Source organism: Nocardia altamirensis NBRC 108246, from assembly GCF_001612685.1.
Classification (GTDB): Bacteria; Actinomycetota; Actinomycetes; order Mycobacteriales; family Mycobacteriaceae; genus Nocardia; species Nocardia altamirensis.
This window is the reverse complement of the sequence record NZ_BDAY01000009.1, coordinates 85,612-101,671: the sequence shown is the minus strand read 5'-3', so window position 1 is coordinate 101,671 and position 16,060 is coordinate 85,612. Positions and strand designations below refer to the sequence as shown.

The window sequence follows — 16,060 nt, the reverse complement described above, 5'->3', positions numbered from 1 at the left end:
AGGTAACCGCGTGAAACCGCGACGCAACCACTATGAATCCGCAGCGCCGCACTCTTTCTCTCGACAGCGACCACCCCGGTCGCGGAGTTCGAGGAGAACCAGATGTTGACCAACCACCGCTCATCGACAAGCAAGACTGTTCGCGCAGGCATTGCGGCCCTGCTCATCGCGGGCACCGCGGCGGGCGTGACGGCCTGTGCGCCCTCGTCGGCCGCCGCACCCGCGAAGCCTGCCGTGCAGCAGGCACTGGATCATGCCGTGGCGGGCGGCCTCCCCGGCGCGGTCGCGGAGGTGCACGACAGCACCGGAACCTGGTGGGGCCGTGCAGGTCTCGCCGACACCGGTACCGGGCGCCTGCCGGAGCGCGGCGATCAATTCCGGGTCGGCAGTATCACCAAGGCGTTCACTGCCGCGGCAGTGTTGCGACTGGTCGACGCCGGCGTGCTGAATCTCGATGACACCGTGGCGAAATGGCTGCCCGGCGTGGTGCGCGGCAACGGCAACGACGGCAACGCGATCACGGTGCGGCACTTGCTGAACCAGACCAGCGGCCTCGCCAACCCGTCCGTCGACGACCAGGAGATGCTGAACAACTTCTCTGGCAAGGACTACATGCAGCACCGCTTCGACAACCTCGGCGCCGAGGATATTGTCAGGATCACCATGAAGTACCCGCCGTACTATGCACCGGGTGCGGGCTGGCGCTACTCGAACACCAACTACTTCCTGCTCGGCATGATCATCGAAAAGGCAACGGGCCGTGGCTATGCCGACGAAATACAGCGGCTGGTGATCGACCCGCTCAGCCTCGCTGACACGTATGTGGCCGGACCGGAATTCGAGGTCCGTGGCCCGCACGGCAGGCTGTACTCGAAGCTGTGGAGCGCCGACCCCGATGCTCCCGTCTACGACGTCACGGATATGAATCCGTCGTGGGCCGGGGCGGCGGGCGCGATCGTGTCCACCACGGCCGACCTGAGCCGCTTCGTCACCGCAATGGCCGGCGGCGAACTGCTACCGCCCGCACTGCACGACCTGATGTGGACGACTGTCAGCACCGACGGCGCAGGGTGGATCCCGCAGACCCGATACGGCAGCGGCGGCGTCTTCGAACAGCGACTGCCCTGCGGCGTCACGGTCTACGGAACCGGCGGCGCGGTTCAAGGCGGCTTTACCTACGCCATGGCATCACGTGACGGCGGTCACACTCTGGTCACCACGGTCAACGGCGACTGGAACAACCCGATCGGCGCCTTGCTCGCCATCACCTCCGCCGAATTCTGCCGAGCCGCTTAGCGCAGAATCGCCCAAATGCCCCACCCGAGCGCCGCCGGGTGGGGCATTTCTTTACTTTGGGGCGAAATGTACTCGTCCGAGAGTGGCGTAAATCACCCTCGACGTGGCGTGCCGTTCGACGACTCGCCGTGTCCTCTCAACAGGCGATGCGCTGATCGGGTGCACACGGGGTCGAGGAGTGGCGGTTTGGATTCCGAATTCTTTACTTATCTCCCTGATGCGGTGGTTCAGGCAGACGGGCGAGTGATCGAGCAATTGAATGACGGCGCCTTCCGCAGATTGGTGCGGACCTCGATCGGGCTCTCGGCTGAGGCGCAGCAACAATTGGCGCGGGTCGCGAGCCAACTTCGAGCGAGCGAAGGGCTACCTGCGCGCACCTGCGTGGAAGGTGAGATGTGAAGCGGCGAAAGGAATCCGGCCGACGCTGACTTGTTTCGAGCTAGGTCAGTGTTCGGTGCTGCCGGAGTCTCCGTCGCGATGCTGGCGGGCCAGCCGCCAGAGGAATTCGGGGTCGTCGTCCGGGCCGACGATGCGCTTGCGCTGCGGCGAACGCGAGTGGGGGGCGGTGGGTCCGGCGGTCTTCTCGGGGCCGAACGCTTTCCAGCACAACACCGCGACTGCCACGACCGCGATGAGTGCCAACAGGTACGTCACGTCGCTCACCTCCTGGTTACGAGGGTAGTCCCGTGCGTAGCTCCCGCACACCGCAGCCGCGAAAATCGACGACGGGGTGGGCGCGGGCCCCGGCACGATGGGCCCGCGCAGCCCGCAGTCAGCGTACGGTCGTCGCCTCAGTGGTGAGCGACCTGAGCAACTGCATGACCTCTGACTCGCGGAACCGGCGATGTCCGCCCGGTGTGCGCAACGACCCGAGACGCCCGGCATGGGCCCAGCGGGTGACCGTCTTGGGGTCAACGTGGAACATGGCAGCAACCTGCCCTGGTGTCAGCAGGGTGTCCTGGCCGCCGACGGTGATCGCACTCATAGCAAACCTCTCCGTTCTCGACAGTTCCCTCATCAGATGGCGACATCGTTGCACTGAAACCCCTAGGTACTCGAACCACCTACAGTTGGTAAAGGGGAAGTAATAGACAAAACGGATACGCTCTCCACCTCCGCGCGAGGCGCGAGCCAGGGGTGGGCAACAGCTTCGCATAGGCTGGCAGACGTGAGTGACGCAACTCCACCTGAGGGTGTTCCAGGACAGCAAACCCCTGGCGCGGGCCGTCGGCTCGCCCGTGATCTCGGGCTCTACACCCTGGCCAGGCTGGCCCTGGTCGTCGTGATCACCGTGCTGATCATGCTGGTCGCCCGGCTGGTCTCGGTGGATATCCCGCTGGTGGTCGCGGCCCTGTTTGCGCTGATCATCGCGATGCCGCTGTCGCTGACGCTGTTCAAGCGGCTGCGCACCCGGGTCAACGAGGACATCGCGGTGGTGGACGAGCGGCGCCGCCACGACAAGGCCCAGCTGCGCGCCAGGCTGCGCGGCGAGGCGGCCGAGGACAATCAGGGGACAACCTCGTGAGGTCCTGTGACCGCAGCGCGTCGCGCGACTGGGTCGACAACGCGGTGCGGCTGATCGACGCCGATGCCCAGCGCAGCGCCGATACACACCTGCTCCGCTATCCGCTGCCGTCGGCGTGGCACATCGAGCTGTACTTGAAGGACGAATCCACCCATATCACCGGCAGTCTCAAGCATCGGCTCGCGCGTTCGCTGTTCCTGTACGCGATCTGCAACGGCTGGGTCACCGAGGGCACGACGGTGGTGGAGGCGTCGTCCGGTTCGACCGCGGTGAGCGAGGCGTATTTCGCGAAGCTGCTCGGCCTGGATTTCGTCGCGGTGATGCCTGCGAGCACCTCGCCGCAGAAGATCGCGCTGATCGAAGCGCAAGGTGGCCGTTGCCATTTCGTGCGCCGCCCGCCGGATATCTACGCCGAGGCGGCCCAGCTCGCCGCCGAGTGCGGTGGCCACTACATGGACCAGTTCACCCACGCCGAGCGTGCCACCGACTGGCGAGGGAACAACAACATCGCCGAATCCATCTTCCAGCAAATGGCTTTGGAGTCGCATCCGGTGCCGGACTGGATTGTGGTCGGCGCAGGCACCGGCGGCACCAGTGCCACCATCGGCCGTTATATTCGATATCGCAGGCACGCAACGAAATTGGCCGTCGTCGATCCGGAGAACTCGGCGTTCTTCGGCGGCTACGAGACCGCCGACGCGGGTTACGAGACCGGAATGTCTTCGCGCATAGAGGGAATCGGCCGTCCGCGGGTGGAGTCGTCATTCGTCGGCCAGGTGGTCGACCGGATGTTCGAGGTGCCCGACGCGGGCTCCATCGCGGCCGCCCGATATGCCAGCAAGGTGCTCGGCCGCCGAGTGGGCGGTTCCACCGGCACCAACCTGTGGGGCGTCTTCGCGATCATCGCCGAAATGCTGGCCGCCGGTCGCGGCGGCAGCGTGGTCACCCTGCTGTGTGACGGCGGAGACCGTTACGCCGGAACGTATTTCGATGACGCATGGGTCGAATCGCAGGGCCTGAGCCTCGCCGAGCCCACCGCGATCCTCGACAAGTTCGCCGCCACCGGCGAGTGGGCTTGACCGCCTCTCCGGGTTTCTTGCCGGTCGTAAGAGCGTCGACAGTTCGGCGCCGGGCCGGCGGTCGGGCATCGGATTGGGTTTTGGGCGTGCCCGACGAGTTACCCATGTTCGCGCGAAATCAGTAGTCCTGTTTCGATCGGCTGAACCTCCTTCTTCCCTCAGCGAACTCCGGTTCGTCAATTTTTGTTGACACTTGCCCAGGGTGTCAATCAAAATTGACGGCATGACTGAAGCAACCACTCTGGCGGCCGCCGCGGGCAGCCCCGACCCCAAGGTCGGGTTGCGCGCGGTCCTCGCCCTGCGGCGGCTGCTCGAACGACTCGAAGCGATCCAGGTCGGCAACGCCCGAGAACAGGGCTGGTCCTGGCAGATGATCGCGGAGGCGCTCGAGGTCAGCAAGCAGGCGGTCCACCAGAAGTACAACCGGAGAGGCAGGGACCGCTGATGTTCGAACGGTTCACCAAGTCGGCGAAGACGGCGATCGTCACCGCCCAGGAAGACGCCCGTGAATTGGGTTCCTCATCGATCAATGTCGAGCACGTGCTGCTCGGTGTGCTCGCGCACAGCGACGCGGACCTGAAGGCGCTGCTCGCGGCGGAAGGCCTCACCTACGAAGGGGTGATGGCCGCGCTGGCGCCACAGGCCAAGAGCGAACCGCTCGGCGAAGAGGACGCCGAAGCGTTGCGGTCGATCGGCATCGACCTCGACGCCGTGCGCGAATCGCTGGAGGCCACCTTCGGCGAGGACGCCCTCGATCGCGCGATACCGGAGGAACGGCGCGGACCGTTCGGCTGGGGCCGCGTCGCGGTGGGGCACATTCCGTTCAGCAAGGACGCGAAGAAGGTGCTCGAGCTGTCCTTGCGCGAGGCGTTGGGCCGCAAGGACAAGACCATCGAGTCCGGCCACGTGCTGCTCGGCATCCTGCGCGCCCCCAACCAGACCACGGTGCGGCTGTTCGGCGGCCCCGGTCACGTGCACGACCTCCGCCCCAAGGTGCACGCCCTGCTCGACCGGGCCGCCTGACGTGCCGGACGGGTGCGGTCGCCGCGAATGGCGTTTTGGGACCGCACTTGTCCGGCTTCCCGCCTTAGCATGGGCGCATGCAGCTTCTGATTCGGTTGATCATCAACGCGGTGGCCATCTGGCTGGCCGCCGCCTGGGTCGACAAGATCGACATCGTCAGTCCGGAGGACAACGGCAACCTGGGCAAGATCCTGGTGCTGCTGGCCGTCGCCGCGGTGTTCACGGTGGTGAACGCCTTGGTCAAGCCGATCATCAAGCTGCTGTCGCTGCCGCTGGTGATCGTCTCGCTCGGCCTGTTCCTGCTGGTGATCAACGCGCTCATGCTGTGGCTGACCGCGAAGATCACCGAGACCACCGACTACGGGCTCCGCGTCGACGGCTTCTGGGCCGCGGTGATCGGTGGCGTCATCGTCTCGATCGTGAACTGGGTGCTCGGCATCCTGGTCCGCGACGACTAGTCCGCCTCTCCGAGTTTCTTGGCCAGACTCGGGCGCCGCGAGGCAAACGTTGGCGGCCGACGGTCTGGGTGCGGGGAGAGTTGGCCGGTGCCCGACGAGTTACCCATGTTCTTGCGAGATCAGTAGTCGAGTCAGCGGACTCAGGTGAGACCCACCGCCAAGGCGGTGAGGAGCGACCACGCCAACATGGCGAGGCCGGAATCGCGCAGGGTGGGAATGAGTTCCAGGCCGCCCTTGCCGGAGCGAACCGGCGCGTTGGCGCGCACGGCCAACGGGATGGCGAGCAGGCCGACCAGCGCGAACGGCGTGTGCGCCACCAGCGCCAGCGTGCCGATGAACGGCACCGCGAGCAGGGCGAGCTGCAGGGTCCTGGTCCGCGGGTCGCCGAGTTTGACTGCGAGCGTGACCTTTCCGGACTGGGTGTCGGTCGGGATATCGCGCAGGTTGTTCGCGACGAGGACCGCGCTGGAGAAGGCGCCGACCGACACCGCGAGCACCGCGCCGACCCAGTCGATCCGCTCCGCCTGTACGAACTGGGTGCCGAGCACGCCGACCAAGCCGAAGAACACGAACACCGCGATCTCACCGAACCCGCTGTAGCCGTATGGCTTACTGCCGCCGGTGTAGAACCAGGCGCCTGCCAGGCACGCCACCCCGACGAGCAACAGCCACCACGCCGTCGTCGCGACGAGGATCAGCCCGACCACCGCGGCAAGGCCGAGGCTCAGGATCGCGGCATTGCGCACCGCGGCGGGCGAGGCCAACTGCTGCCCGACCAGCCGCACCGGGCCGACGCGCACGTCATCGGTGCCGCGGATGCCATCGGAGTAATCGTTGGCGAAGTTGACGCCGACGATGAGGGCCAGCGAAACCAGCAGCGCGAGAACCGCTTTCCACCACACCGCAGCGTCGAGCGCGGCGGCGGCGCCGGTTCCGGCCAGCACGGGGGCGATTGCGTTCGGCAGAGTGCGTGGGCGCGCGCCCTCGATCCATTGTGCTGCAGTAGCCATTCCCGCAGCATAGTGTCGCGGCCCGACGAAGGCCGCGCGCCGTCCGCGCGCTCAGGCCCCGTTGCCCTCGGCGACCGCCTTCAGCCTGGCCAGCCCCTTCTCGAAATCCTTACCGACGATCCGATCCGTCGGGAAGATCTTCGAGAGCACCTTCATCAGGCCTTGCTGCTCGCCGGTCATCCGCCAGACCACCTCGGTGGCGCCGGATTCGGTCGGATTCAGCTCGAACAGCACCTGATTGGTGGCCTTCCACGGCCGCTCGAAGATCAGCCGGATGCCGATCTCCCGATCGGCGCTTGCGACGACCTCCATGTTGCCCGCACCGACCTTGCGGTCACCGGTCCAGGCGTACTTGGCGCCGATCCCCGACTCGGGGCCGGTGTAGGTGCGCTGCAACTGCGGGTCGAGATCCTCCCACGGCGACCACTTGGTCCACTCGTGCAGATTGTCGATCAACCCGTGAATACGCGACGGCTCAGCCGAGATGACGGCCTGCCGGACCACTTCGAACTCAGCCATGCGCAACAGAGTAGGCGACTGACCACAGGGAGCGGGGAAAAACCATGTCGGCCAGGCCAGCGATGCTCGCCTACGATTACCGGGGGATGTTGTCTGCTCGGAGCGGCCCGGATGGCCGCGCTCAAGTCTTACGCGCGCCCGCAGGTCAGCCCGTGGTGGTGGCCCTGCTGGGCGAGGTCGCGCTGCGCAAGGACGAGGCGCTGACCGCGCTGCCCGGCACGAGATCCCGACTGCTGCTCGCCGCGTTGGCGTTGCGGCCAGGCCGCAGTCGCAGCGCCCAGGCCCTGATCGATGACGTGTGGGCCGAGCAGCCGCCGCGCGCACCGATGAACGCGCTGCACACTCAGGTGTCCCGGCTGCGTTCGGCGCTGCCGGACGGTGCGCTGGAGATCGGTCCCGCCGGCTACCGCCTGACGCTGCGGCCGGACCAGGTGGACCTGACGCTTGTCGCCGAACTCGTGCGCCGCGCCCGCGAATGCCAGAGCGCCGGTGACCACGCGGGCTGCCTCGACGCGATCGCGCAGGCCCGTGCGCTGTGGCGCGGCGAGCCCGGTGCCGACCTGCCGCCGGGCGAGCTCGCCGACGCGCTGCTCGCCGCGGCGGCGAGCCGACTGACCGAACTGGACGAACTCGAGCTGGTGGCGCGGGAATCGAGCGGCGATGTCGACGGTGCGCTCCAAGTGGCGCGGAACCGCGCCGAGATCAGCCCACTCGACGAACCGGCGCAACTCACGCTGATGCGGTTGCTCGCCGCCGCGGGCCGTCCGAACGAGGCGCTGGAATCGTTCGCTACCTTCCGCGCGCTGCTCGCCGAGCATCTCGGCGCCGATCCAGGACCGGCGCTCGTCGCGTTGAACACTGCGATCCTGCGCGGCGAATCCGTCGGCCAGAGCGAAGGATCCGCGACTGCTGCGCCGAAAGCGCTGTCGGGCAACGGATCCTCCAACACCGCTGTCGAATTCGCCATGCCGTCGGCGATCGGGTTGCGGGCCGCGCCCAACGCCCTGCTCGGTCGTGCGGACGATCTGACCGCGCTCGACGAGCTGCTGCGCGTCTCGCGAGTGACCACCATTCTCGGCCCCGGCGGCACCGGAAAGACCAGGGTGGCCAACGAAGTCGGCGCCCGTACAGCAGGCGGACGCCCGGTGGTCATGGTGGAGCTGGCGTCGGTGCGCGCCGACGGCGCCGACGCCAGGAGCGAGGTCGAGGCGGCGATCGGCGCGGTGCTCGGCCTGAGCGATCTACGGACCGACATGGCGGCGTTGCTCGGTCCGCCGAGTGCCGACGTCCGCCAGCGCCTGCGTGACGCCCTCGCCGCGTATCCGATGCTGCTGATCCTCGACAACTGCGAGCACCTGATCGACGCTGTCGCGGTGGTGGTCGCCGACCTCATCGGCGTCGCGGATCGTTTGACGGTCCTGACCACCAGCCGGGCGCCACTGATGATCACCGCCGAGGCCGTCTACCCGTTGTCGCCCTTGACCATCGACGCGGCCGGATCGCCCGCGACCGAGTTGTTCGCGGCCCGCGCCCGCGCGGTGCGGCCTGGAGTCCGGCTCGATCCGGAGGTCGTCGCCCAGTTGTGTCACACGCTGGACGGACTGCCGCTGGCCATCGAGTTGGCCGCCGCTCGCGTCCGGGCGATGAGCGTCGAGGAGATCAACCGGCGGCTCATCGATCGGTTCGCGCTGTTGCGTCACGGCGATCGCAGTTCGCCGGAACGGCACCGCACCTTGCACGCGGTGATCGACTGGAGCTGGAACCTGCTCGATACCTCGCAGCAAGTCGCATTGCGCCGATTGTGCCGATTCCCAGCGGGTTTCACCCTGTCCTCGGCGGAGGCGGTCGCGCGGGGTGTCGAGGTCGACGATGTCGCCGCGGCGGTGGACGGATTGGTGAACCAGTCGCTGCTCACCGTGCTCGACGACGCGAAACTCGGTACCAGGTACCGCATGCTGGAGACGGTGCGGGAATACGGCGAGGAGCAGTTGTCCGGCCTGCCCGGCGAAGCCGACCTGGTCGAAGCACGAATGATGGTGTGGGCCAGGGACTATTCCATCGCTGCCGAGCAGCGGTACCGCGCCGGCGACCAGGAGGCGCTGGCCTCCTCGGTCGCGGCCGAGCTGGACAATCTCCTTGCGGCACTGCGTTATGCGCTCGATCGGGGGCACGCCGGCATCGCGTACACGGTGTTTCCGGTCGTCTCCGGGCTGTGGATGATGCGCGGTGCCCACGCGGAGGTGGTCGCCTGGGCGCCGCGGATCGCGGAGCTGCATCCGGAAGACAGTGGCCAGGACGCGCCGTCCGCCGATCTGATGCTGGCGAGTCTGCAGACGATGTTCATGCACGTGGCGTTCAACCGGGGTAGCGCGCGCGACCTGGCCCGGCTGCGCACTCGCGTGCGTCGATTGCTGCGCAGCCGAACCGATCTCGCGGAGCAGAATCGTTTCATCGCCAGCATCATCCTCACGCGGCCCGACGGTTCAGGGCTGGCGCGCCTGATCGCGCGCGCCGTCCGCTCCGCCGACCTCGAAACCCGGGCCGCCGCACTGCTGTTGCGCGCGAACATCCGGGAAAATCTCGGCGATGTGCGTGGTTCGACCGTGGACGCGGTCCGCGCGCTCGAGCTCTTCGGCGCGGAGAACGTCTGGAGCGTTGCCATGGTGGCCAGGCACCTCGGCCAGGTCTACGGGCAGATGGCCGAATACGCGAACGCGATAGCGCACTACCGGCGTGCGCTCGAGATGCTGCAGCGACTTGGCGCATACGAGGACACCGTCGAGACCCGAGGCATGCTGATCGCCGCACTCGTCGGCGCAGGCGACCTGACGGCCGCCGAACACGAACTGCAGATCGCGCTCGGTTCCTCCGACCTCGATCATCTGCCTGCCGCGCAGAATCAGCTGCTCGGCACCGTGCTGCACAGCGCCGCCGAAATAGCCTTGGCCCGAGGCGATATCGAGGAGGGGTTCGACCGCTATCGGCAGTCGCTTGCGCTGCACGGCTGGCCGCGCGACGGCGATCCCGGGATGCAGATGGTCGGCGCCTCCGTGCTGGCCGCGCGGGTGCTGCACGGCGCGGCGGATGACGTGGACGAGCTGGTCAAGCAGCTGCTCGAACGCGCGCTGCTGACGATGGCGCAGTTCCTGGATCTGCCGCAGATCGGTGGCATCGCCTGTGCACTCGGCTCGTATCTGGTTGCCACCGAACCGGATCCGGCGCGCGGCCTCGAGCTGCTTGCGCTGGCGCCGAATGTGCTGTGCCGCCAGGACTTCCCGTCGATGCGCTGGAGCACGCACGCGGAGTTCGTCGATCGGCTGCTCGGCAAGGAACGGTTGGCGGCCGCCAGGGCGGCGGCGGGCAGCCTCCGCCGGATGGAATCGGCCCATCGGATCATGACCATCGTGCGGGAACTGAACGACGAACGCTGACAATCGAACTGCCAACGGCGCAAACGCCGGACGACACGGTGTCGTCCGGCGTTTGCGCCCCTCATTGGTCGGCGGTCGTCATGCCCTTCGCATGTATGCCCGCAGCGCCAACGGCGCGAAGATCGCGATCACCGCTACCGAGCCGAGCAGCGACCAGGCCAGGTTGCTGGTGTAGGCGTTGTTGTTCATGAGCTCTCTGGCCGCGTTCACCATGTAGTAGATCGGGTTCGCATGGTTGATCCCCTGCAGCCAGCCCGGCATCGTGGTGACCGGCACGAACGCGCCGGACAGGAACGTCAGCGGGAACATGATCATCATCGAAATGCCTTGCACGCCTGCTGCGCTCTTGCCGGTCACCCCGACGAGTGCCCAGATCCAGCTGACCGCGAAGGAGCAGAAGATGATCACCAGCCCGGCGACGACCACACCGGCGAACCCGCCGTCGGGCCGGTAGCCGAGGACCAGCCCGACGACCACGGTGAGGACCGTGGCCAGCGTGTAGCGCACCACATCGGCGAGCAACGCGCCCGCCAGCGCCGAAATGCGCGCGATCGGCAGGGATTTGAACCGGTCGAAGACGCCCTTGTCCATGTCCTCGCGCAGCTGGGTTCCGGTGACGACCGAGGTGAGGACCACGGTCTGCACCATGATGCCTGGAATCAGGATCGGCAGGTAATCGTGGACGTTGTGCGCGATCGCGCCGCCGAAGATGTAGGCGAACAAGGCCGTGAACAGGATCGGCTGCACGGTCACATCGAAGTACTGCTCCGGGTTGTGCTTGAGCTTCAGCAGGCCGCGGTAGGCCATGGTGAACGAGTTCGCCACGGACTTGGCGACTCCGATGCGGTTGCTCACCTCGGGAATGGTGGCGGGTGCCGCGTAGCGTGCCGCCGGGGTCGTTGCGGTGATGGTAGTCATGCCGCACTCCGTTCGGAATCGTTGTCGTTCTCGGCCGGGTGGCCGGTGATGGTGAGGAAGACCTCGTCCAGGCTCGGCTTGCTGACGGTGATCTCGTCGATCCCGATCTCCCACTCGCGCAAGCGAATCAGCAGATCGGCGGTCATCCCGGCGTCCTGCAGCGGCGCGGTGAGCCGACCGGCCTCCGGGGTGATCATGGCTTCGACGCCGAGGAAGTCGCTGACGATGCGCCGCGCCTCGTCGAGCTGGGCGCGGTCGACCAGGGTCAGGTGCAGCGAGGAGCCGCCGACCGAGGCCTTGAGCTCGTCGGCGGTGCCGTCGGCGATCACCTTGCCGTGGTCGATCACCGCGATGCGGTCGGCGAGCTGGTCGGCCTCGTCGAGGTACTGGGTGGTCAGCAGGACCGTCGCGCCCTCGCGGACCAGCCTGCGGATGGTGTCCCACATCTGGGCGCGGGTGCGCGGATCGAGACCGGTGGTCGGTTCGTCGAGGAACAGCAGCGGCGGGGTCGCGATCAGGCTGGCCGCCAGATCGAGGCGCCTGCGCATGCCGCCGGAGAAGTTCTTCAGCGGCTTGTCGGCCGCCTCGGTGAGATCGAATTCCTCGAGCAGCTCGACGGCCTTACGCCGGGAGTCGATCCGGCTCAGGCCGAGCAGGCGGGAGAAGAGGACCAGGTTCTCGGTGGCCGAGAGGTCCTCGTCCACGGTGGCGTACTGGCCGGTGACGCCGACCAGCGAGCGGACCGAGGTCGGCTCGGCGACCACGTCGTGGCCGAAGATGCGGGCACTGCCCGCGTCCGGGCGCAAGAGCGTGGCCAGCATCCGGATGGTCGTGGTCTTGCCCGCGCCGTTCGGTCCGAGCACGCCGTACACGGAGCCCTGCGGCACCGCCAGGCTCACACCGTCGACGGCGCGCTGTTCCCCGAACACCTTGACGAGCTCGTTCGCCTCGACGGCGAGCGCTGCGGTTGGTGTGTAAGAAGTCATGACCACAACCTTGCGGCCGAGGTCTTGCACGCCGCTTGCACCGCGATGACGTGCCCACTTGCGTGGCGGCCTAGCTGGTCGAGCCTGCGCGCAAGTGCGCGCGCAGCTTCTCCCTGTCGGGTTTGCCGGGGCCGCGCAGCGGGATCTCGGAGACGAGAGTGAGCTCCCGTGGCGCGGCGATGGCGTCGAGTTCGGCGACGACATGGTCGCGCAGTTCGTCGAGGGTCGGGGTGCTGCCGTCGGTGGGCACCACCGCGACGGCGACGCGCTGGCCGAGCCGCTCGTCCGGCAGCCCGAGCACCACGACCTCGCGGATCCCAGGATGGGTCATCAGCACGGCCTCGACGACCTGGGGGACCACCAGCAGGCCGCCCGTCATGATGGCCTCGTCCAGCCTGCCGCTGACGCTGAGCTTGCCGTCGACGAAGCTGCCCGCGTCCTCGGTGCGGAACCAGCCCGGCTCGGCGAAGGCCGGATGGTCGGGCTGGCCGCGGTAGCCGGAGGCGATCATCGCGCCGCCGATCAGCACCCTGCCGTCTTCGATGCGGATCTGAGTGCCGTCGAGTGGGACGCCGTCGTAGACGCAGCCGCCGCAGGTCTCGCTCATGCCGTAGGTGCGAACGACGGTGATACCGGCGGCCTTTGCCCGCTCGTACACCGGAAGCGGGGTGGCGGCGCCGCCGACGAGCACGCCGTCCAGTTCGGCGAGCGCGGCTGCGGCGCTCGGTGCGTCGAGCGCCTTGATCAGCTGGGTCGGCACCAGCGCGGTGTAGCGGCGCTCGCCGCGCATGCTCGACACCGCGCCGGCCAGCGCCTCGGGCAGGAAACCTTCCGACACGTCGAGGATGGTCGGTGTCGTGCCGGCCAGGATGCTGCGCAACAGCACCTGTATGCCCGCGATGTGATGCGTCGGCAGCGCGAGCAGCCAGGTGCCTGGCCCGCCGAGTCGCTCGTGGGTTGCGGTGCCGCTTGCCCGCAGCGCGGCGGCGCCGAGCATCGCGCCCTTGGGCACGCCGGTGGTGCCGGACGTGGTGACCACGAGCGCGACTTCGTCATCGATCGTTTCGCCGGGGGCGAGCGCGTCGCTCAGCCGCCTGGCTTCGCGGCGATCGCTGGTCGGGATCGGCAGCCACGCAGGCCCGTTGCCCTCCAACGCTTCTCGCAGATGCGGCAGGACCTCGCCCGCTCCGGATCCGCTCGACATCGGCAGTGTGCGAAGGGTGCGGCTCACGATCTCACCTCGCTGAGGCCCCAACCCCATACGAACCCCACCCGGTCGACGCTCGGCCCCTCCGTGCCCAGAGGCGCTGTGCCTTTGGCTCGCTTGCTCACGATAGCGATCGTGTCATGGCCGCGTCGCCGAACGCGGAACGGGTGGTCGGTTTGCTGGGGCGGACCGAGACATGTTCGGCCGCCCCCAGGAAATGGGGCTCAGGTACGCCAGGCATCGAGACTGCGATTCACTCGTCGGACGGGTTACGCACGGTGGCCGGGCCGGACATCGGCGGTCGGGGGCCATCCGAGCGCTATCGTCCTCGCCGGGACAGGCCTTGGCAACTCGGTCCAGACCCGCTAAACCCGTCGTAATCCGTTGTCAGTCGGTTGACCAGCGCTTACCCGCCCTGCCGACTGCCGTCCGCCTAGCGCTGATCCTTGCGGATCGGATGGTCCGACGGCACCTGGACGAACACGATCCGCACCCCGTCCGGATCGCGCACCCACATTTCGATCAGACCCCACGGCTCCTGAACCGGCGGCCGGTCGAGGACAACCCCTTTCACCGCGAGTTCGGCCGCCGCGTCCGCGGCGTCGCGCACCTGCAGCCACAGGGCGCCCTCGAAGGCCGAGGACCGACCGGATCCACCGTGCGCGGCCACCTCGATCAGCGCCTGCCCTGCGAAGAACACCGTGCCGCCCGGATACTCGCGGGCGATCGCCAGCTCGAGCGTGTCGCGGTAGAAGGCGAGGGTCCGTTCGTAGTCGGCGGGCCGCAGGATGACGCGGCTGTTGAGAATGTCCATGTCAGAAATACCAGGGGTAGGGGGCCCAGTCCGGCGCACGCTTCTCCAGGAACGCGTCGCGGCCCTCGACGGCCTCGTCGGTCATGTACGCCATCCGCGTCGCCTCGCCCGCGAACAGCTGCTGGCCGACCAGTCCGTCGTCGAGCAGGTTGAACGCGTACTTCAACATGCGTTGCGCCTGCGGGGATTTGCCGTTGATGTCGGCGGTCCACTCCAGTGCGACGTTCTCCAGCTCGGCATGGTCGATGACCTTGTTGACCGCGCCCATCTGATGCATTTCCTCGGCGGTGTAGGGACGGCCGAGGAAGAAGATCTCGCGGGCGAACTTCTGGCCGACCATCTTCGCGAGGTATGCGCTGCCGTAGCCGCCGTCGAAGCTGCCGACGTCGGAGTCGGTCTGCTTGAAGCGGGCGTGCTCGCGGCTGGCCAGGGTGAGGTCACAGACCACGTGCAGGCTGTGCCCGCCGCCCGCGGCCCAGCCGTTCACCAGCGCGATGACCACCTTCGGCATGAACCGGATCAGCCGCTGCACCTCGAGGATGTGCAGCCGGCCCGCGCGGGCCTGATCGACGGTGTCCGCGGTCTCGCCGCTGGCGTACTGGTAGCCGTTGCGGCCGCGGATGCGCTGGTCGCCGCCGGAGCAGAAGGCCCAGCCGCCGTCCTTGGGGCTCGGGCCGTTGCCGGTGATGAGCACGGCGCCGACGTCAGGGGTCATCCGCGCGTGGTCGAGTGCCCGATAGAGTTCGTCGACCGTGTGCGGGCGAAACGCGTTGCGCACCTCTGGACGATCGAAAGCGACACGGACGGTGCCCTGTTCGATGTGCCGGTGGTAGGTGATGTCGGTCAGGTTCTCGAACCCGGGGACGGGCCGCCACAACTTCGGATTGAACGTCACCCCAGTGATTATTGCCCTCGGTCTCTTTTGCGCTGCGCGCGCTCTTGCCCTGGCTGGTAACGGGACGTTGGCCCGGCGGGTATGGAGACCTTGGCTCGGGTGATAACGGGGCCCTGCCTGGCCGGTAATCAGATGTTGACTTGACGGTGTAAAACGACGCGATACCGTGCATCTATGGAAAGAGCATCGCGCAGCGATTCGATGAGGGGTGGCGGCCGGGCGGCGGGAGGGCGTGAGCGAGTGAAACCGGTTATCGACCGGAGTGCGGTGGATGAGTCTCGGTATGAACGGCACGGCGGGTTCCCCAAGGTGTCGCGGGCGAAGATCGGCCAGAACTTCGGGCCGTTCGTCGAGGCGATGCGCACGTTGCAGGATCTCGCCGTCTCCGTGGACGCGCCCGACGACGTCTTCGGTGACGCGCTCGCGCAAGCCGAACAGCTGATCGCCACGCTGGAGCCGTACCGCGCACCCGAGCTCCAAGGCCCGGCAGGCCGTGCCGTCGAATTGCCAGGGCGCGGAAGCCTTCTGCTGCTGCCGTGGCGCGTGCTGGAGGCAGGTCCGGACGGCATCGCGATGACCGGTGAGTTCCGCCGCTTCCATCTCGGCGGCAACGGCGCGGCGCACGGCGGCGTGCTGCCGCTGCTGTTCGACGATCTGCTCGGCATGATCGTGCACTACGCCGGTCGGCCGATCAGCCGCACCGCGTATCTCCATGTGAACTACCGCAAGATCACTCCGTTGGAAACGCCGCTGACTGTTCGAGGTCGTGTCGACCGCATCGAAGGACGCAAGACGTTCATCACCGCCGAATTGGTCGATGAGCAGGGCAATGTGCTCGCCGATTGTGAAGGACTGATGGTGCAGTTGCTGCCGTGGCAGCCCTGAGCGGGTGAGTGTCG

18 protein-coding genes are annotated in these 16,060 nt (G+C 67.6%); 9 read left to right on the top strand and 9 right to left on the bottom strand.

The genetic code is table 11. From position 1 onward, the window contains the following. Positions 1 to 102 precede the first annotated feature (102 nt). Together NA11_RS05290 and NA11_RS44630 are read left to right on the top strand one after the other, a co-directional pair. On the top strand, positions 103 to 1,296 hold the full coding sequence (locus tag NA11_RS05290; RefSeq protein WP_084654184.1) for a serine hydrolase domain-containing protein: 1,194 nt from the start codon (positions 103 to 105) through the stop codon (positions 1,294 to 1,296). Positions 1,297 to 1,482: 186 nt separating this feature from the next. Next, positions 1,483 to 1,695, top strand: a complete 213-nt coding sequence (locus NA11_RS44630; RefSeq protein WP_141717420.1) for a hypothetical protein — start codon at positions 1,483 to 1,485, stop codon at positions 1,693 to 1,695. Positions 1,696 to 1,740: 45 nt separating this feature from the next. On the opposite strand, the gene NA11_RS05285 is transcribed toward NA11_RS44630, so the two are convergent. Both NA11_RS05285 and NA11_RS05280 read right to left on the bottom strand, forming a co-directional pair. Further along, on the bottom strand, positions 1,741 to 1,950 hold the full coding sequence (locus NA11_RS05285) for a hypothetical protein (protein WP_069160764.1): 210 nt from the start codon (positions 1,948 to 1,950) through the stop codon (positions 1,741 to 1,743). A 118-nt stretch (positions 1,951 to 2,068) separates the two neighbouring features. Then, the gene (locus tag NA11_RS05280; RefSeq protein ID WP_069160763.1) at positions 2,069 to 2,281 is read right to left on the bottom strand and encodes a BldC family transcriptional regulator; all 213 of its coding nucleotides are present in this window, start codon (positions 2,279 to 2,281) and stop codon (positions 2,069 to 2,071) included. 183 nt (positions 2,282 to 2,464) lie between these two features. On the opposite strand from NA11_RS05280, the gene NA11_RS05275 reads away from it, so the two are divergent. From NA11_RS05275 to NA11_RS05255, 5 genes are all read left to right on the top strand, one after another. Further along, positions 2,465 to 2,821 (top strand): DUF4229 domain-containing protein, encoded by a 357-nt coding sequence (locus tag NA11_RS05275; protein ID WP_069160605.1) that lies wholly within the window; start codon positions 2,465 to 2,467, stop codon positions 2,819 to 2,821. Then, positions 2,818 to 3,900, top strand: coding sequence for an L-cysteine desulfhydrase Cds1 (cds1, locus tag NA11_RS05270; protein WP_069160604.1), 1,083 nt, complete (start codon positions 2,818 to 2,820; stop codon positions 3,898 to 3,900). Before NA11_RS05275 ends, cds1 begins: the two co-directional genes overlap by 4 nt. A gap of 223 nt (positions 3,901 to 4,123) precedes the next feature. Further along, positions 4,124 to 4,345, top strand: coding sequence for a hypothetical protein (locus NA11_RS05265; RefSeq protein WP_069160603.1), 222 nt, complete (start codon positions 4,124 to 4,126; stop codon positions 4,343 to 4,345). Then, a complete protein-coding gene (locus NA11_RS05260; protein ID WP_069160602.1) occupies positions 4,345 to 4,923 on the top strand; it encodes a Clp protease N-terminal domain-containing protein in 579 nt (192 codons plus the stop codon). The genes NA11_RS05265 and NA11_RS05260 overlap by 1 nt, the downstream gene beginning before the upstream one ends. Before the next feature lie 77 nt (positions 4,924 to 5,000). Further along, a complete protein-coding gene (locus tag NA11_RS05255; protein WP_069160601.1) occupies positions 5,001 to 5,381 on the top strand; it encodes a phage holin family protein in 381 nt (126 codons plus the stop codon). A gap of 140 nt (positions 5,382 to 5,521) precedes the next feature. Here the strand turns inward: NA11_RS05255 and NA11_RS05250 are convergent, their stop codons facing one another. Both NA11_RS05250 and NA11_RS05245 read right to left on the bottom strand, forming a co-directional pair. Then, entirely contained in the window at positions 5,522 to 6,391 is an 870-nt protein-coding gene (locus tag NA11_RS05250) for a 1,4-dihydroxy-2-naphthoate polyprenyltransferase (RefSeq protein WP_069160600.1), read from the bottom strand. A 51-nt stretch (positions 6,392 to 6,442) separates the two neighbouring features. Beyond that, complete coding sequence (locus NA11_RS05245) at positions 6,443 to 6,910, bottom strand: SRPBCC family protein (RefSeq protein WP_069160599.1); 468 nt, start codon at positions 6,908 to 6,910, stop codon at positions 6,443 to 6,445. Between the two features lie 44 nt (positions 6,911 to 6,954). Here NA11_RS05245 and NA11_RS05240 point away from each other — a divergent pair, with 44 nt between their 5' ends. Then, a complete protein-coding gene (locus NA11_RS05240; protein WP_245745723.1) occupies positions 6,955 to 10,341 on the top strand; it encodes an AfsR/SARP family transcriptional regulator in 3,387 nt (1,128 codons plus the stop codon). 78 nt (positions 10,342 to 10,419) lie between these two features. Here NA11_RS05240 and NA11_RS05235 read toward each other — a convergent pair whose 3' ends face one another. The 5 genes from NA11_RS05235 to NA11_RS05215 form a co-directional block, all read right to left on the bottom strand. Next, positions 10,420 to 11,259, bottom strand: a complete 840-nt coding sequence (locus tag NA11_RS05235) for an ABC transporter permease (protein ID WP_069160598.1) — start codon at positions 11,257 to 11,259, stop codon at positions 10,420 to 10,422. Continuing rightward, positions 11,256 to 12,245, bottom strand: coding sequence for an ATP-binding cassette domain-containing protein (locus NA11_RS05230; RefSeq protein WP_069160761.1), 990 nt, complete (start codon positions 12,243 to 12,245; stop codon positions 11,256 to 11,258). Before NA11_RS05230 ends, NA11_RS05235 begins: the two co-directional genes overlap by 4 nt. A 70-nt stretch (positions 12,246 to 12,315) precedes the next feature. Then, positions 12,316 to 13,449 carry an o-succinylbenzoate--CoA ligase gene (menE, locus tag NA11_RS05225; RefSeq protein ID WP_084654217.1) on the bottom strand — a complete coding sequence of 378 codons (1,134 nt, stop codon included), beginning with the start codon at positions 13,447 to 13,449 and terminating at the stop codon, positions 12,316 to 12,318. A gap of 436 nt (positions 13,450 to 13,885) precedes the next feature. Next, entirely contained in the window at positions 13,886 to 14,266 is a 381-nt protein-coding gene (locus NA11_RS05220; protein WP_069160596.1) for a VOC family protein, read from the bottom strand. A gap of 1 nt (position 14,267) precedes the next feature. Then, the gene (locus NA11_RS05215; protein WP_069160595.1) at positions 14,268 to 15,161 is read right to left on the bottom strand and encodes a 1,4-dihydroxy-2-naphthoyl-CoA synthase; all 894 of its coding nucleotides are present in this window, start codon (positions 15,159 to 15,161) and stop codon (positions 14,268 to 14,270) included. Between the two features lie 240 nt (positions 15,162 to 15,401). Here NA11_RS05215 and NA11_RS05210 point away from each other — a divergent pair, with 240 nt between their 5' ends. Next, entirely contained in the window at positions 15,402 to 16,046 is a 645-nt protein-coding gene (locus NA11_RS05210; protein ID WP_069160594.1) for a PaaI family thioesterase, read from the top strand. Positions 16,047 to 16,060: the final 14 nt, after the last annotated feature.

Excerpts from the sequence above, each read along its gene's own strand:
- NA11_RS05220 (WP_069160596.1), bottom strand. The coding sequence starts at position 14,266 with ATGGACATTCTCAACAGCCGCGTCATCCTGCGGCCCGCCGACTACGAA.
- NA11_RS05235 (WP_069160598.1), bottom strand. The coding sequence starts at position 11,259 with ATGACTACCATCACCGCAACGACCCCGGCGGCACGCTACGCGGCACCC.
- NA11_RS05240 (WP_245745723.1), top strand. The coding sequence starts at position 6,955 with ATGTCGGCCAGGCCAGCGATGCTCGCCTACGATTACCGGGGGATGTTG.
- NA11_RS05260 (WP_069160602.1), top strand. The coding sequence starts at position 4,345 with ATGTTCGAACGGTTCACCAAGTCGGCGAAGACGGCGATCGTCACCGCC.
- NA11_RS05245 (WP_069160599.1), bottom strand. The coding sequence starts at position 6,910 with ATGGCTGAGTTCGAAGTGGTCCGGCAGGCCGTCATCTCGGCTGAGCCG.
- NA11_RS05290 (WP_084654184.1), top strand. The coding sequence starts at position 103 with ATGTTGACCAACCACCGCTCATCGACAAGCAAGACTGTTCGCGCAGGC.
- menE (WP_084654217.1), bottom strand. The coding sequence starts at position 13,449 with ATGTCGAGCGGATCCGGAGCGGGCGAGGTCCTGCCGCATCTGCGAGAA.
- NA11_RS05280 (WP_069160763.1), bottom strand. The coding sequence starts at position 2,281 with ATGAGTGCGATCACCGTCGGCGGCCAGGACACCCTGCTGACACCAGGG.
- NA11_RS05250 (WP_069160600.1), bottom strand. The coding sequence starts at position 6,391 with ATGGCTACTGCAGCACAATGGATCGAGGGCGCGCGCCCACGCACTCTG.
- NA11_RS05230 (WP_069160761.1), bottom strand. The coding sequence starts at position 12,245 with ATGACTTCTTACACACCAACCGCAGCGCTCGCCGTCGAGGCGAACGAG.
- NA11_RS05265 (WP_069160603.1), top strand. The coding sequence starts at position 4,124 with ATGACTGAAGCAACCACTCTGGCGGCCGCCGCGGGCAGCCCCGACCCC.
- NA11_RS05255 (WP_069160601.1), top strand. The coding sequence starts at position 5,001 with ATGCAGCTTCTGATTCGGTTGATCATCAACGCGGTGGCCATCTGGCTG.